Here is a 16325-nt window from a genome sequence, read left to right on the forward strand (position 1 = left end):
GTACTATTTTATAATTTTTAAAAATAATATTTATTTTTTTAATTTATATAGTTAGTTATTATGTAAAATTAAAAAAATTATTTTATTAATATAATATTAATATTTAAAAAAGTTATAATTTATATATATAATGGTATTAATAATATTTATGTTTCATATAAAGTATATTGTAAAACATAATTATTTTATTATCAATTAATTAAAAATATAGATATACTAAAATATATCAAAAATATTCTATATACTGTATGCTGTATATACATACATATAAAACATATCAATAAAAGAAATTTTAAAAAATAGTATTTTTAATATTTAAAAATTATTAATATTTTGAATTAAAATATTTTATATTGTAAAAACTGAAATTACTCTAAAATTTAAAATTTTTTATACATATAAATCAATATATAGCTTAAAAAACATATTTTTTAAGTGCATAAAAATAATCACCATTTATAAAACATAAAATAATATGTAATTTATTTATTTATTTAAAAAAAGTTTTATATATACAAGGTCTGCGATGAAAACACTATATAAAAAAAGTTTTTTACGATTTTCAGATTTTACACAAGAAGAAATTTTATATTTAATTAAATTATCTGGATTTGTAAAAAATCAAAAAAACAAAAAAAAAGAAAAAAAATATTTAAAAGGAAAAAAAATAGTATTAATTTTTGAAAAACAATCTACTAGAACTAGATGTTCTTTCGAAATAGCTGCAAATGATCAAGGCGCTTATACTACATATATTGGTCCTAATGATACTCATATTGGATATAAAGAATCTGTTCAAGATTCTGCAAAAATACTAGGTACAATATATGATGGAATCCAGTATAGAGGTTATGATGATAGAGTTCTTCATGACTTTAAAAAATATTCCAATAAACCAGTTTGGAATGGTTTGACTAATACTTTTCATCCTACTCAAATTTTAGCAGATTTATTTACTATGAAAGAAATCTATCCTGATAAAAAATTACAAAAAATAAGATTTGCATATATAGGAGACGCTCAAAATAATATAGCAAATACACTTTTAGATGCAGCTAATTTTATGAATTTAAAAATAAACATTATATCTCCTAAAATATATCAACCTAAAAAAAATTTTTTATTAAGTTTAAATAAAAAAAGAAAAAAAAATATCAATGTTTTGTATACTGATAATATTAAAAAAGGTGTAAAAAACGTTGATTTTATTTATACTGATGTATGGGTTTCTATGGGAGAAAAAAAAAGTGCTTGGCAAGAAAAAATAAACACACTATATCCTTACCAGGTCAATCAAAAAATGTTAGATATGACAAAAAACCCTAATGTCAAGATACTACATTGTTTACCAGCCTTACACGATAAACAATCTTCTTTAGGGTTAGAAATTCATAATACATTTAATATTAATAATGGATTAGAAATTAGTAATGACGTTTTTAACTCTAATTTTAATATCAGTTTTCAACAATCAGAAAATCGATTACATACAATTAAAGCTCTATTAATATCATGCTTATCAAAAAAAATTTTTTTTAAAAACAAAAATTAAAAAAAATACTTTTATACTCTATATTCAAAATATAATTTATATAGAATAAATCACTAAAAAAATAATGGGGAAAATTTGTGTCAAAAAAAAAACATGTTTTAAATACTGTATTTGGACCATATTCTTCTGTTATACAAGCAAAAGATTTATTTTTCATTTCAGGTCAAATTCCAGTAGACAAAAAAACAGGAGCAATACCTAAATATATATCAGATCAAACTACATTAGCTTTACAAAATATAAATTTAATATTACACGAAAATCATTTAAGTATACGAAACATTGTTAAAATTACTATTTTTACAACTAAAATGGATGAATTAAAAGAAATCAATTTATCCTATCAAAAATTTTTCAACAAATATACTAACCAATATCCTGCACGATCATGTATAGGAATATCAGAACTACCTCAAAAAGTATCTATAGAAATTGAAGCAATAGCATCTATATTATATAAAAAATAAATATGCCACTACGTGGCATAAAATTAATATACTAATTAGTTTTATAATCACCTACATTGTACAAGAATTTAAACAGTACGTTTAATATAATTTTTACGATTTCCAAAAGATAAGGATTTTTTATTTTCCCGTAATGATGAATGCGCTATGAGCTTAATATTAATAGGTTTATTTAAAATACGTGTACGCAATAAACAAGAAAGTAACCTTTTAGAATGATTTTTAGGTAATTCAATAGTAGAATAAGTCGCAAACAATTTAATTGCTCCTATTAATCGACTACTAATATCTCCTTCATTAGCAATTGCTCCAACAATATGACGTACTTCTACACCATCATTTTTACCGACTTCAATACGATATAATGTCATATTTTCTAATTTCTTACGATCGTGAATAAAACGAGAATTCGAATTTATTTTATTATTATTAAACTTACGTATATTATACGTATTTGTTGAATAATTATTATTAAAAGATAAAGATGAATAACGTTTATCTGGCGGAATAATCAAAGGTCGTTCGCCTTGAACTAATTTTAATAAAGCTGCTGATAAATTTTCAAAATTCCAACCATCTTTTAAATTTAGTTTTGATAAAAGTAATTGATATGATTTTAAATCAGAACTATTTAATTGTTTTTGTATTTTTTCTGAAATAATTTGTAATCTTCGCTGTACAACAAGTTCAGATTTTGGTAATTCTATTTCTTTAATAGGATGTTTAATAGTTCTTTCAATATTATTTAATAATCTACGTTCACGATATTCAACAAATAATAAAGCCCTTCCTGTTCTTCCCGCACGACCAGTACGACCAATACGATGAACATATGATTCAGAATCCATGGGTATATCATAGTTAATAACAAAACTAATGCGATCTACATCTAAACCACGCGCAGCAACATCCGTAGCAATTAATATATCTAATTTACCTGTCTTTAATCTTTCTAATGTTTGTTCTCGTAATGATTGATTCATGTCACCGTTTAATGCAGCACTATTATATCCATGCTTTTCCAATGCTTCTGAAACTTCTAAAGTAGCATTTTTAGTACGAACAAAGATAATAGTAGCAGAAAAATCTTCAACCTCTAAAAACCTAATTAAAGCATCAGTTTTTTTTCCACGTACAATCCAATAACTCTGTTGTATGTCTGGACGTGTAACACCAGTAGACTGTATTTTAATTTCTTGCGGACTATTCATAAAACGCTTCGATATTCTACGAATTATATTTGGCATAGTAGCAGAAAATAAAGCTGTTTGATGTTTTTTAGGTATTTTAGACATAATATTTTCTACATCTTCTATAAAACCCATACGCAACATTTCATCAGCTTCATCTAAAACTAAACTATTTAAATTTACTAAATTTAATGTTCCACGTTTTAGATGATCTAATAAACGACCAGGTGTTCCTACAATAATTTGCGGTCCTTGTCTAAGAATTTGTAATTGAATGTCATATCTTTGACCACCATACAATGCTAATACTTTAACACCAAAAATATATCTAGAAAAATCAGAAAAAGCTTTCGCTACCTGTATGGCAAGTTCTCTAGTAGGAACTAGAACCAGGATTTGAGGATATTTTAAAGAAGCGTTAATATTATTTAATAAAGGTAATGCGAAAGCGGCTGTTTTACCGCTACCCGTTTGGGCCATTCCAAGTACATCCTTTCCTAATAATAGGTGGGGCATGCAAGCTAACTGAATTGGTGAAGGTTTTACATATCCTAATTGTTCTAGAGATTTAAGTAAATAAGAATTAAGCCCAAAAATAGAAAAAGAATGATGAATTTGAGTCATGCAGAGTATAAGCCTCTTTATGTTACAATCACGACCAGTATACTACATCACTCATGATGAAAATTTTTTTGTATTTTCATTAAAAATGTATGAACCGGCTAAATTGAATGTATATAAATTTTTTAAAAATAACAGATATATTTAAAACAATTAAAATACAAAAATACTAAATATAAATAAATAAACTAACAAAATTTATTATACAATAAATATTAGTAATAAGATAGTCTGTCTATCTGACAAAATCTATTATACACAATACATAAATTTAAATTTTATTTAATACATCAATATTTTTCATACTTAAACGAATTCTTCCTTGTCGATCTATCTCCAAAACTTTAACTGAAATAATTTGATCTATTTTTAAATAATCAGCTACTTTATCTATTCTTTTATGTGAAATTTGTGAAATATGTATTAATCCTTCTTTTCCAAAACCAACAGAAACAAATGCTCCAAAATCTAAAATACGTGTTACCTTACCAGTATAAATTTTTCCAATTATAATATCTTCTGTAATTTCCTTTATTCTACGAATAGCATGTTTAGCTTTTTCATCTATAGTAGCTGATATTTTTACTATTCCGTCATCTTTAATTTCAATAACAGTACCAGTTTCTTCAGTTAGCATTCTAATAGTAGATCCTCCTTTTCCAATAACGTCTTTTATTTTTTCTGGATTAATTTTCATTGTATATATTCTAGGTGCAAATTTCGATATATCACTTCTAGGTATTTGTAAAGTAGCTTCCATAATGTCTAAAATTTTCAATCTAGCAATTTTTGCTTGATATAAAGCATCTTTAATAATATTACTAGTAATACCAGAAATTTTTATATCCATTTGCAATGCAGTAATCCCGGCTCTACTTCCAGCTACCTTAAAATCCATATCACCTAAATAATCTTCATCTCCTAAAATATCTGATAAAATCATATAAGTATCTTTTTCTTTTATTAAACCCATAGCAATTCCTGCTATAGCTGATTTAATAGGAACCCCTGCATCCATTAAAGCTAAAGATGCACCACATACAGAAGCCATAGAAGATGATCCATTAGATTCTGTAATTTCGGAAACCAAGCGAATTGTATATGGAAATTCTTCAATATTTGGCATAACTGCTACAAAACTACGTTTAGCTAATTTCCCATGACCTATTTCTCTTCTTTTAGGTGATCCAACTATTCCTATTTCACCTACAGAATAAGGAGGAAAATTATAATGAAATATAAAATTATCAGTTCTATCTCCCAAAAGATCATCTAAATTTTGTGCATCCCTAGAAGTGCCTAATGTTGCAGACACTAAAGCTTGTGTTTCTCCTCTAGTAAATAAAGCAGACCCGTGGACACGAGGAAGAACACCTGTTCTTACGTCAATTGGTCTGATTACATTATTTGTGCGACCATCAATTCTTACGTTGTCTTTTAAAATACGTTGACGAACTATATTACGTTCTAAAGCATAAATATTTTCTTCAATTTTAAAGTTCGTTAAGGTATTATCATCATTTAGCAAATCTATAACTATTTTTTGCTTAATATCACTTAATTTACTTAATCGATCTTGTTTGACAAAAATACGATATGCTGATTCAATATCTTTACTAAATTTTTTAGATACTAAATCATAAAAAATTTTATCAGGTATATTTTTAATAAAATTAAAATTAGAACGTTTATTAGCTTTTTTAGAAAAAGCAAAAATATTATCAATTAATAATTTTTGTTTATCATGACCAAATAAAATAGCTTGTAAAATATTTTCTTCAGACAATATACTAGCTTCTGCTTCAACCATCAAAATATTTTTTTTTGTTCCAGAAATTACTAAATCTAGGCAACTATTTTTAATGATTTCTACTGATGGATTTAAAATATATTCATTATCTATCAATCCAACACGGGCTGCTCCTATAGGACCTAAAAATGGTAGTCCAGATATACATAAAGCAGCAGATACACCAATAATAGAAATTATGTCTGGATTAATCTGAGGATTTACTGAAATAACTGTTACAATAATTTGTACTTCATTGAAGAAATCTTTAGGAAACAAAGGACGAATAGGTCTATCAATTAATCTAGAAATTAAAATTTCATTTTCACTAGGCCTTCCTTCACGACGAAAAAATCCACCAGGAATTCTACCTGCTGCATACGTACGTTCTTGATAATTTACAATTAACGGAAAAAACTTTTGTCCGGATAAAATAGGAGTTGCCCCGCTTACTACAGTAATCAAGGCAGTAGTATCATCCATACTAGCTAGAACTGAAGCGGTAGCTTGTCGAGCTATCATACCAGTTTCTAAACTAACAGAATGTTTACCATATTTAAATGTATGTATAATTGGTTTCAACAAAATCTACATCCTTAAATAAAGATAAATCAATTTAAAAAATATTTTAAAAAATATAACTTTTATATTTTTTAATAAAAATTTTTAAAAAAATAAAACTATAGTTTTAATAATATTTATATACATCAAGAAAAGAGCTGTAACAGCTCTTTTCTTTACACAAATTATACTCTATTTTTAATAAATTTTAATATTATAAATAAATATTTTATAGTATATTTAATAACGTAAACTAAGATCTTTAATTAAAAAAAGATAAATTGAATATTTTTTTGATTTTATATAATCTAATAATTTTCTACGTCGAGAAACCATTCTTAACAATCCTCTTCGACCACAGTGGTCTTCTTTATGTTCAGTAAAGTGTTTTTGTAAATAATTTATTTTTTTAGTTAATAGAGCAATTTGTACTGACGTACTACCGCTATTAGTATGCAATTTACCATATTTTGAAATTAAATTTTGCGTTTCTAGTATATTTTTTAACATATATAAAACTCCATAAAAAACTTTATCCCAAATAACAATTACATAAATATTTAATATTTTGTAAAAAGAATTCAATTCATCAAAATACATTTTGGAATCAATATCCCTAATTTATTTATTACTCCTATCCCCAAAAATATACTATTTATTCCTGTAATTACTCGCACTAAACCTGTTTTATATATCTTTAATAAAGATATATTCATTTTTTTTTGAAAATTTTTTACATCTTCATGAAATAATTTTATCGAAGGATATTTTAAAAATATAGAACTTACAGGTAACAAAAACATGCGCAACATACTATGCGAATAAAAACGATATATTTGATTTATTTTTTTATTTTCAACAAAATATAAATCAGATAATTTTACTAATTGAGACGAACAATAAGGTCCTACTTGTATCCGACGTAAAAAAACAACATGCGCGCCACATTTTAATCGTTTACCAATATCTTGCGCTAAACTACGTATATACGTTCCTTTAGAACAAAGTACCGTAAACTCTAAAAAACTGTCAACATATTGAATAAAATTTAATTTATAAATTATTATCTCTCTTTTTTTTAGTGGAAGAAATATACCTAATCGAGCATACTTATACAATGGAACTCCATAATATTTGATTGCTGAAAACATAGGTGGAACTTGTTCTATTTTTCCAATAAAACTATTCAAAATAGAACTAATCTGAGTTTGCGTTACATGTACCAATCGATTTTGTAAAATAGATCCAGATAAATCACCAGTAGTAGTAATTACTCCTAATTTTACTATTACATGATATTTTTTTATTGAATTTGTTAAATATTCAGAAAATTTTGTTGCCGAACCAAATAAAATAGGTAAAATTCCCGTAGCTAAAGGATCTAAAGATCCTGTATATCCTGCTTTACCAGCATAAAAAATTTTTTTAACATGTTGTAACGCACAGTTAGATGAAATACCTTTTGGTTTATCTAGCAACAATATTCCAGAATTATCTTTATTACTTTGATAATCCATATTTTTAATCCATATACATATCAATTCAACATTTTTATATACTAATATAACTTGCTTTTTTTAATAAGCTGAGAAATTAATATTCCCTTAGAAAAAGAAACGTCGTGAACAAAGCACAAATTAGGAACAATGCGCAAATATATATTTTTGTTTATCAGTGAACGAATAAAACCTGTAGCTTTTTGTAAAATACCTAATATTAATTGTATTTTATGTTTATCTTTGTCATGTAAACACGTAAAAAATATTTTAGCATAACTTAAATCCGTAGATAATTTTACTTCTACTATTGTTATTAAAAAATTTAATCTAGGATCTCTTATTTTTTGTTGAATAATTATAGCAATTTCTTTATGTAAACTACGTTCTAACTTCATAGATCGACTAAAATCTTTTAACATATTATTTCCTATATAAAAAAATATATTTATATAAAATCACAAAAATAATTTACAATTTAATATGAAAAGATATTAATCATTTTTTAACCATCTGAAAAACTTCAACAATATCGCCTATGCAAATATCATTATAATTTTTTACCCCTATACCACATTCAACTCCATGTCGTACTTCTAAAACATCTTCTTTGAATCGACGTAAAGATTCTAACTCTCCTTCATAAATAACAATATTATTACGTAATACTCGTATAGGGTTTGTTTTTTTAATAATTCCTTCTTTTACCATACATCCAGCTATTAAACCAAATTTAGGTGCTTTAAATATACTTCTAACTTCTGCTAATCCAATTACTATCTGTTTGTCAGAAGGTACAGATAAACCTGATAAAAACGCTTTAATATCATTAATTAAATCATATATTATTGAATAATACCTGATATTTAAATTCTCTAATTCTATAATCTTTTTTGCAGAAATATCAGCTCTAACATTAAATCCTACTAACATCGATGTTGTTGTCAAACTTAAACATACATCAGTTTCTGTAATTGCCCCCACCCCAGAAGTGATGATATTAACTTTAACAATATTATTAGACATTAAATTCAAAGAATCTGATATTGCTTCTAAAGAACCTTGAGTATCTGTTTTTAATATAATATTTAAATTTGAATTTTTTTTTGTACTAACCTTTTCAAATAAATTCTCTAAATCAAATTTTTTTTTATATGAAAGTTTATTTTCTCTAGATTTTAATTTACGCCACAATGATACTTTTCTAGCCTGTTTTTCATTACGAACCACAAACAATGTATCTCCTGATTTTGGTACTCCTGATAAACCAAAAACTTCTACCGGAATAGACGGACCAGCTGATAATATAGTTTTATGAAATTCATCTCTAAGTAATTTTATTTTTCCATATTCTAAACCACAAATAATTATGTCGTGTACTTTTAGTATGCCTGTATGTACTAATAGGGTAGCTACCGGACCACATTTAGAATCTAAATAGGATTCAATCACTACTCCTGTAGCCATTCCAGAATATACTGCTGTTAACTCTAACATTTCTGCTTGTAATAAAATTGCAGATAACAAGTTATCAATACCTAAACCGGTTTTAGCTGAAACTAAAACAAATATATTGTCTCCCCCTAATTCTTCAGAAACAATTGAATATTTCATTAATTCTTTTTTAATTTTGTCTATATTAGACAGTGTTTTATCAACTTTATTAATAGCAACTATTATCGGTACTTGTGCAATATTTGCATGTTGAATTGCTTCTATTGTTTGAGGCATCACGCCATCATCTGCAGCAATTACTAGAATAACTATATCAGTAATTTTAGTACCTCTAGCTCGCATAGCCGTAAAAGCAGCATGACCAGGAGTATCTAAAAATGTAATAATACCTTGAGATGTTTTAACATGATAAGCTCCAATGCACTGTGTAATTCCACCTGCTTCTTTAGAAGCGACCTTAGTTGATCTAATATAATCTAGTAAAGAAGTCTTTCCGTGATCTACATGTCCAATCATAGTTACTATTGGTGGACGAGACTTTTTCTCAGTATCTCCTAAATAACGATCTTGCATTACAGAAATTTCTAAATCGTTGTCTTGATGCATATATACTGTATAACCCATTTCTTCAGCAACTAATTGAGCTGTACTTGGATCTAACATATTATTAATAGTTGATGAAATTCCTAATTTTAGTAATATTTTAATTAAATAAGAATGCTTTATTGCCATTTTATTAGATAATTCTAATACAGAAACAGCATTTCTAATAATTATCTTCTTGTATACAGTTCCTGTAGGTTTATTAAATTTTTGTTGCAAAATAGAGTTCTTAACTGTATATAATTTATTTTTTTTAGGATAATTTGAAAAACGTTTATCAGATCCTTTTAATGAATGAATGTTATTTTTTTTTTTATTTTTACGAACATTAATAATAGGAACAAATCTTTTTTTATCAACAAAATTATTTTTTTTGTTTGTATCCATAGTAAAAACAGAATTAATTTGTTTACTTTTTAAAACATTTTTTTTATTAAATTGATTATGATCTAATATTTTTTTATTCGTAAACTTTTTAAATAAATCACTGTTATTTTTTTTATTTAATGCTTTAAAAGGAAGATTGGACTTAACAGATTTTGAATTTATTGGCTGTATAAGTTTTTTTTTTAAATTTATTGATAATTTTTTTTTATCTTTTTTTAATGATCTATTATCATATTTATCTCTTGATTTTTTCAATTTCACCGGTAAAATTATCTCTTTATTTAAAGGTAAATTTAACTCATAATTAATATTATAAAAATTTTATTAAAAATAATATTTTAATGAATATCCACATAAAACTATACATATAAAATTATTAATATATAAGAATTACTTCCCATGACAATATTTTTTTAAAATTATTTTTTATACAAATAAAATATTATTATTACATATACAATAAATACCTATGTAAATTAAGTGTTAATTAGCAACACTTATTACATGAATGTTTTACAAAATATAATAATTATTTTTTAAATTTATAATTACATATATATGTATTGATTATATTATTTAAAATCTAAATTATTTGTGTTCATTAAACCAACAGATATTACGAGCTTCCATAATTAATTGTCCAGCTTGAGTAGAAGTCAATACTGAAATATCATTTAAATCATCAATACTTTGTTCAGCTAAGTGTTCTAAAGTATATATTTTTTTTTCTGTTAATTTTTGGATTATACACTCATCAATATTTTTTAAACGTAGTAATTCTGAATTTAAAAAATTTTTTTTAAGTTTAGTTACGAATTTTTCTTGATTTTTTTTTAAAATAAATATTGCTTTTCTCTGTACTCGTAGAATAATATCACTCTTGATACCTTTAACCGATAATAATGTATGTGTAGGAGCATTAGCAATATCTTGTATTGAAGAAAATCCTGAACGCAGAAGAAGTAAAACATCGTTCTTATTCAAATTTAATTGATTTTTACAAAAACAAAAAAAATCTTGTTTCTCTATTTCATTCTGTTCATGTAAATCATTAGAAGTCATGATATTTAACTCCCATCCAGTTAATTGTGATGCTAATCGTACATTTTGTCCGTTTCTTCCAATAGCCTGTGCTAAATTACATGCTTCAACAGATACATTAATAGTATGAGTATAATCATCTAAAGTAATTGATGAAACATCAGCAGGTGACATTGAATTAATAACAAATTTTTCTGGATTTTTGTCCCATAAAATTATATCAATTCTTTCTCCACATAATTCATTAGATACTGCTTGTACTCTGGCCCCTCTTATACCAACACAAGCACCTACAGGATCAATCCTATTGTCGCACGTTGTAACAGCTATCTTGGATCTTGATCCAGGATCACGTGCAATAGCCTTAATCTCTATCAATTGATCTCCAATTTCTGGGACTTCAATTCTAAATAATTCAATCAACATATCTGATTTAGATCGACTAATTAGTAAATATGTTCCACGTGATTCATGAGATATATCATACAATAAACCACGAACTCTATCATTAATTCTAAAATTTTCTCTAGGTAACATATCTTCACGCGTAACAATACCTTCAATATTATTACCAACATCTAAAATAATGTAATCTCTATTAATTTTTTTAACTATTCCAACAATAATTCGACCTTTTTGTTTATAAAAACGATTTACTAGAATTTCGTGCTCTGCTTCTCTAACTTTTTGTATAATAACTTGTTTAGCTATTTGAGTAGCAATACGATCAAAAATTACAGAATTAATACAATCTTCAACATAATCATGTAACTGTATAGTTTGATTTTCAAGACGTGCTGCATCTAATGTAATTTCTTTAGTTGGATTAGATACAATATTTACTACTAGCCATCTTCGGTATGTATTATAGCTACCATCTTTACGATTTATATACACTCTAAGATTAATATCTTGACCATATTTTTTTTTAGTAGCAATTGCTAAAGCACTTTCTAAAGCTTCAAAAATTTTTTCTCTTGGAATAGATTTTTCGTGTGAAACAGCATCTACTACAGATAGTATTTCTTTGTTCATATCCTTTCCTTTATTCTTAAATTAAAGTGGATGTATTCAACTAAATAAAAAATTCAAAGAAAAAGAACTTTTGTTTACCTAAGTAGGTATTAGCATTTATTATTAAGAAATTTAAAGATGCACCAAATGCAATAATTCTTATAATAAACAGTACTAAACAACATTTTTTATATAAAAAATTGTAATAAAAAACCCCGATTTTTTCGGGGTTAAAATATTAAATAACTGTTATAATATAAATAATCATAATAAAAAATAAAGAAAGAAAGAAAAAAGAAACACAATTTATACCGAAGGTGGGAATTGAACCCACACACCTATTTAAAATTAAGTACTATCCCCTCAAGATAGCGTGTCTACCAGTTTCACCACTTCGGTTAAAATATTAAATATCAATAAAATATACAAATATGTTAATCATCTAATAAAAATAATATTAAAAACAAATATTTTTATTATAAAAAAAACAATTACTGTTGAAAAATACTGGTATAATATAAATTAACATGATAAATAAAAATTATATTTTTAAATGATTAATAGTCCATATACTATATCTACATAACAATAAATTGACTATAAAAAATAAAGTTAACAAGACTAAAACCATGTATGTCATAACATAACTTTTTGAATTCTCGGTAAATAATTGAGAAGAATAATCACTTGTATTAGTAGACAAATTATTTCCAGAACTAAATTGAAACATAATAATCGAAATTAAAAAAAAAGAAATACAAATAAATGTAATCAATAAAAAAAGATGCATATAAAACACCATATATACTATTTAATAATTTTGTATTATATTTTTATAATAAAATAATAAACTGAATTTATTATGTATACACTTAAAAAACTAATAAAAATAGTTCTTTTATTTATATATATTATACAATTATATATAAATAAAAGCACTATGTGAAATATTTTTTATATGTCTATTAACTAAATGAGATTTATATATTATATATATAACATAATAATAATTATTATATTTTTAAATATAAAAAATATATATTTTTATATAAATTTCTTGAATAATAAATTTATTTTAAATAAAACATGTCAAAAACATAATTTGTAATAAAAATTTGAAATATAAATAAAAATTTTATTAATAATAAACAAATTAAAATATCTTTTTCAAATTATAAATACAATAAGATTTACCTGTATAGTTATTAACTGTTTATAAAAAAAAATATATTTAAAATATTAAAAAATACATATTTTAATTACATATTTCTATAAATATATAATTTTTATAAAAAACACAAAAAAATTAAACTTAATACACAATCAATATTGATTATATTAATTAAAAACCATTATACTTTATTGAATAATATTAAAATGTTTTCTGAAAAATTTAATAAATAATGTTTATTAAACACATATATAAAAAAAATAATGTAAAAAATATTACTACCACAATATATCAATGATATCTATTTGATAAAATAGATATCATTGCATTATTATCAAAATAATTATTATCAATACTTATGTATACATATACATATACATACTTATTATAGTAGTGTCTATATAAATATCTAAATTTCTATTCCTATACAAAATTTTTATTGCTGAAAAAATATCAATTAAGATGAATTAAATAAAATTTAACGTAAATTCCAACCATCAGGTTCACGAACTAATTTTCTAGACATTAAATCATCAATTTGTGAAGAATTAATAGTCTCATATTTCATTAAAGCATCTTTCATAGCATGTAAAATATCTATATTTTCATGCAAAATTTTTTTTGCGCGTTGATAATTTTCTTTAACTAACAATTGTATTTCTTTATCAATAATACGAATTGTTTTATCAGAAAAATATTTTAATTTAGACACAGAGTTACCTAAAGAAAAATCTTGATGCTCTTCTGTATATAAAATAGGTCCTAATTTATCTGAAAAACCCCATTTAGTAATCATTTTTCGCGCTAAATTAGTAGCTACTTTAATATCATGAGATGCTCCAGTAGAAATTTTATTAGATCCATAAATAATTTCTTCTGCTATTCGCCCACCATACAAAGTAGAGATCTGGCTTTCTAATGTTTGACGATTTAAGCTAAATACATCATCTTTCGGCAAAAATACAGTTACTCCTAAAGATTTTTCACGTGGAATAATAGTAACTTTATGAACAGGATCATGGTCAGGAACTAATCTACCTACAATAGCATGTCCGGATTCGTGATAAGCAATAGATTCTTTATGACTTTCTGTCATGACCATAGATCTTCTTTCAGAACCCATCAATATTTTATCTTTAGATTTTTCAAGCTCTATCATAGAAATTGTGGTCTTGTTACAACGAGCTGCCAATAAAGCTGATTCATTTACTAAATTAGCTAAATCAGCCCCAGAAAAACCAGGAGTACCTCTCGCAATAACCATTGGAACAACGTCATTAGAGATAGCTACTTTACGCATATGAATTTTTAAAATTTCTTCCCTACCAACAACGTCGGGTAATGGAATTACAATTTGACGATCAAATCTACCTGGTCTCAATAAAGCTGGATCTAGGACATCTTGTCTATTAGTAGCAGCAATTATAATAACTCCTTCATTACCTTCAAAACCATCCATTTCTACTAATATTTGATTTAATGTTTGCTCGCGTTCTTCGTTACCCCCACTAACTCCTGTTCCTCTTTTTCTTCCAACAGCATCAATTTCATCTATAAAAATTATACAAGGAGAATGTTTTCTAGAATTTTTAAACATATCCCTGACACGAGCAGCTCCTATACCGACAAACATTTCCACAAAATCGGAGCCTGAAATTGTAAAAAAAGGAACATTAGCTTCTCCAGCAACTGCTTTGGCTAATAATGTTTTTCCAGTTCCTGGGGGACCAACTAGTAAAATTCCTTTAGGAATTTTACCTCCTAATTTTTTAAATTTTTGGGGTTCTTTTAAATATTCTACTAATTCCGAAATATCTTCTTTTGCTTCGTTACAACCTGCTACATCTAAAAAAGTAATTTTAATGGAATTATCAGATAACATTTTAGCTTTGCTTTTACCAAAGAACAAAGATCCTATGCCATTACTAATTTGTGAATATTTTAAAAAACAAAAAAACAGCACTATTAATAAAAAAAAAGGAAGCCAAGACAAAAAAATAGATACTAGAAAATTTTGTTTAACTGGAATTGTATTGGTAATTATAATATCTTTTGTGAATAAAACATCTAATGATTTAATGTTATAAACAAACATATTGGTGATATATTGAGTCATATCTTTTCTCATAACTACAATTTTGTTTATTAATGTATATATTAAAAATTTTATTTGTACTAATTTAAATTAAAAAAAATACATAATTAATTGAGTATTATATACAGTACATCCGTATAAATTTTAAAATAACAATACCTATATCACTAAAAAATCAAGAAAATTAAATTTTAATTATATCAGTAAATAACAAACCGCTTTAAATAAATATTAAAAAAAAAATAACAAATTATTTTTTAATTCCTCGAGCTATAACAAAAACTTCTCGAGAATTAATACGAGAAGAACATGGCTTAAAAATTTTTACTAATTTAAAAACATCACAAATTTTTTTCATATACATATTAAATCCATAACCTTGAAATAACTTCATTATCAAACATCCATTTTTTAATAATACATGCATAGAAATTTTTAAAGCAACATCATTTAATTTAAACATATTAGTATTATCTATAATAGAAAAGCCACTAACATTAGGAGACATATCAGACATAACAACATTCCAAGAATTTTTTCTTAAATTAAAAAAAATTTTTTTTTGCATACGAATATCAGTAACATCCTCATGAAAAAAAGTAACATTTTTTAACGGACGCATTGGTAAAATATCATATGCGAAAATAATTCCTGAATTTCCAATTTTTTGAAGAGCATATTCTGACCAACCTCCAGGATTAGATCCTAAATCTATCACTTTCATTCCAATATTAAAAATTTTTTCTGATTCATTAATTTCTTTTAATTTAAACCACGCTCTAGATCTCAAATTTTTTTTATTTCTTGCTCGTATATACGGATCTGCAAAATGTTTTTTTAACCAATTATTAGAATTTTTTGATTTTTTTTTTGCAATCATAAT

At 24.9% G+C, this 16325-nt stretch carries 12 protein-coding genes and 1 tRNA gene; 2 read left to right on the forward strand and 11 right to left on the reverse strand.

The annotated features are described in order from the left end of the window. Window positions 1-526 precede the first annotated feature (526 nt). Together argF and BUCISPPA3004_RS01180 are read left to right on the forward strand one after the other, a co-directional pair. On the forward strand, window positions 527-1552 hold the full coding sequence (gene argF / locus BUCISPPA3004_RS01175) for an ornithine carbamoyltransferase (RefSeq protein ID WP_154048917.1): 1026 nt from the start codon (window positions 527-529) through the stop codon (window positions 1550-1552). A gap of 77 nt (window positions 1553-1629) precedes the next feature. After that, window positions 1630-2019, forward strand: a complete 390-nt coding sequence (locus BUCISPPA3004_RS01180; RefSeq protein WP_154048918.1) for a Rid family detoxifying hydrolase — start codon at window positions 1630-1632, stop codon at window positions 2017-2019. Between the two features lie 68 nt (window positions 2020-2087). Here BUCISPPA3004_RS01180 and BUCISPPA3004_RS01185 read toward each other — a convergent pair whose 3' ends face one another. The 11 genes from BUCISPPA3004_RS01185 to BUCISPPA3004_RS01235 all read right to left on the reverse strand — a co-directional run bounded on the left by BUCISPPA3004_RS01185 (window position 2088) and on the right by BUCISPPA3004_RS01235 (window position 16322). Then, the gene (locus BUCISPPA3004_RS01185; protein ID WP_154048919.1) at window positions 2088-3833 is read right to left on the reverse strand and encodes a DEAD/DEAH box helicase; all 1746 of its coding nucleotides are present in this window, start codon (window positions 3831-3833) and stop codon (window positions 2088-2090) included. Between the two features lie 268 nt (window positions 3834-4101). Continuing rightward, the gene (gene pnp / locus BUCISPPA3004_RS01190; protein WP_154048920.1) at window positions 4102-6204 is read right to left on the reverse strand and encodes a polyribonucleotide nucleotidyltransferase; all 2103 of its coding nucleotides are present in this window, start codon (window positions 6202-6204) and stop codon (window positions 4102-4104) included. A gap of 216 nt (window positions 6205-6420) precedes the next feature. Then, complete coding sequence (rpsO, locus tag BUCISPPA3004_RS01195) at window positions 6421-6690, reverse strand: 30S ribosomal protein S15 (RefSeq protein ID WP_154048921.1); 270 nt, start codon at window positions 6688-6690, stop codon at window positions 6421-6423. Between the two features lie 71 nt (window positions 6691-6761). Then, window positions 6762-7697: a tRNA pseudouridine(55) synthase TruB gene (truB, locus tag BUCISPPA3004_RS01200; RefSeq protein ID WP_154048922.1), complete on the reverse strand. Its 936-nt coding sequence runs from the start codon at window positions 7695-7697 to the stop codon at window positions 6762-6764. A gap of 41 nt (window positions 7698-7738) precedes the next feature. Then, window positions 7739-8098: a 30S ribosome-binding factor RbfA gene (gene rbfA, locus BUCISPPA3004_RS01205; protein WP_154048923.1), complete on the reverse strand. Its 360-nt coding sequence runs from the start codon at window positions 8096-8098 to the stop codon at window positions 7739-7741. A 76-nt stretch (window positions 8099-8174) separates the two neighbouring features. Then, entirely contained in the window at window positions 8175-10382 is a 2208-nt protein-coding gene (gene infB, locus BUCISPPA3004_RS01210; RefSeq protein WP_331866561.1) for a translation initiation factor IF-2, read from the reverse strand. A 327-nt stretch (window positions 10383-10709) separates the two neighbouring features. Beyond that, the gene (nusA, locus tag BUCISPPA3004_RS01215; RefSeq protein WP_154048925.1) at window positions 10710-12197 is read right to left on the reverse strand and encodes a transcription termination factor NusA; all 1488 of its coding nucleotides are present in this window, start codon (window positions 12195-12197) and stop codon (window positions 10710-10712) included. Between the two features lie 288 nt (window positions 12198-12485). Continuing rightward, a tRNA-Leu gene (locus BUCISPPA3004_RS01220) sits at window positions 12486-12575 on the reverse strand. A gap of 142 nt (window positions 12576-12717) precedes the next feature. Further along, the gene (gene secG, locus BUCISPPA3004_RS01225; RefSeq protein ID WP_172598690.1) at window positions 12718-12966 is read right to left on the reverse strand and encodes a preprotein translocase subunit SecG; all 249 of its coding nucleotides are present in this window, start codon (window positions 12964-12966) and stop codon (window positions 12718-12720) included. Between the two features lie 859 nt (window positions 12967-13825). Beyond that, window positions 13826-15463, reverse strand: a complete 1638-nt coding sequence (gene ftsH, locus BUCISPPA3004_RS01230) for an ATP-dependent zinc metalloprotease FtsH (protein ID WP_232036876.1) — start codon at window positions 15461-15463, stop codon at window positions 13826-13828. A gap of 229 nt (window positions 15464-15692) precedes the next feature. Further along, window positions 15693-16322 (reverse strand): RlmE family RNA methyltransferase, encoded by a 630-nt coding sequence (locus BUCISPPA3004_RS01235; RefSeq protein WP_154048928.1) that lies wholly within the window; start codon window positions 16320-16322, stop codon window positions 15693-15695. Window positions 16323-16325: the final 3 nt, after the last annotated feature.

It is taken from the genome of Buchnera aphidicola (Cinara splendens) (assembly GCF_900698975.1).
GTDB lineage: Bacteria > Pseudomonadota > Gammaproteobacteria > Enterobacterales > Enterobacteriaceae > Buchnera_F > Buchnera_F aphidicola_AI.

Coding starts and splice junctions, on each gene's coding strand:
- argF (WP_154048917.1), top strand. CDS start 527: ATGAAAACACTATATAAAAAAAGTTTTTTACGATTTTCAGATTTTACA.
- BUCISPPA3004_RS01185 (WP_154048919.1), bottom strand. CDS start 3,833: ATGACTCAAATTCATCATTCTTTTTCTATTTTTGGGCTTAATTCTTAT.
- rpsO (WP_154048921.1), bottom strand. CDS start 6,690: ATGTTAAAAAATATACTAGAAACGCAAAATTTAATTTCAAAATATGGT.
- truB (WP_154048922.1), bottom strand. CDS start 7,697: ATGGATTATCAAAGTAATAAAGATAATTCTGGAATATTGTTGCTAGAT.
- rbfA (WP_154048923.1), bottom strand. CDS start 8,098: ATGTTAAAAGATTTTAGTCGATCTATGAAGTTAGAACGTAGTTTACAT.
- nusA (WP_154048925.1), bottom strand. CDS start 12,197: ATGAACAAAGAAATACTATCTGTAGTAGATGCTGTTTCACACGAAAAA.
- secG (WP_172598690.1), bottom strand. CDS start 12,966: ATGCATCTTTTTTTATTGATTACATTTATTTGTATTTCTTTTTTTTTA.
- ftsH (WP_232036876.1), bottom strand. CDS start 15,463: ATGACTCAATATATCACCAATATGTTTGTTTATAACATTAAATCATTA.
- BUCISPPA3004_RS01235 (WP_154048928.1), bottom strand. CDS start 16,322: ATGATTGCAAAAAAAAAATCAAAAAATTCTAATAATTGGTTAAAAAAA.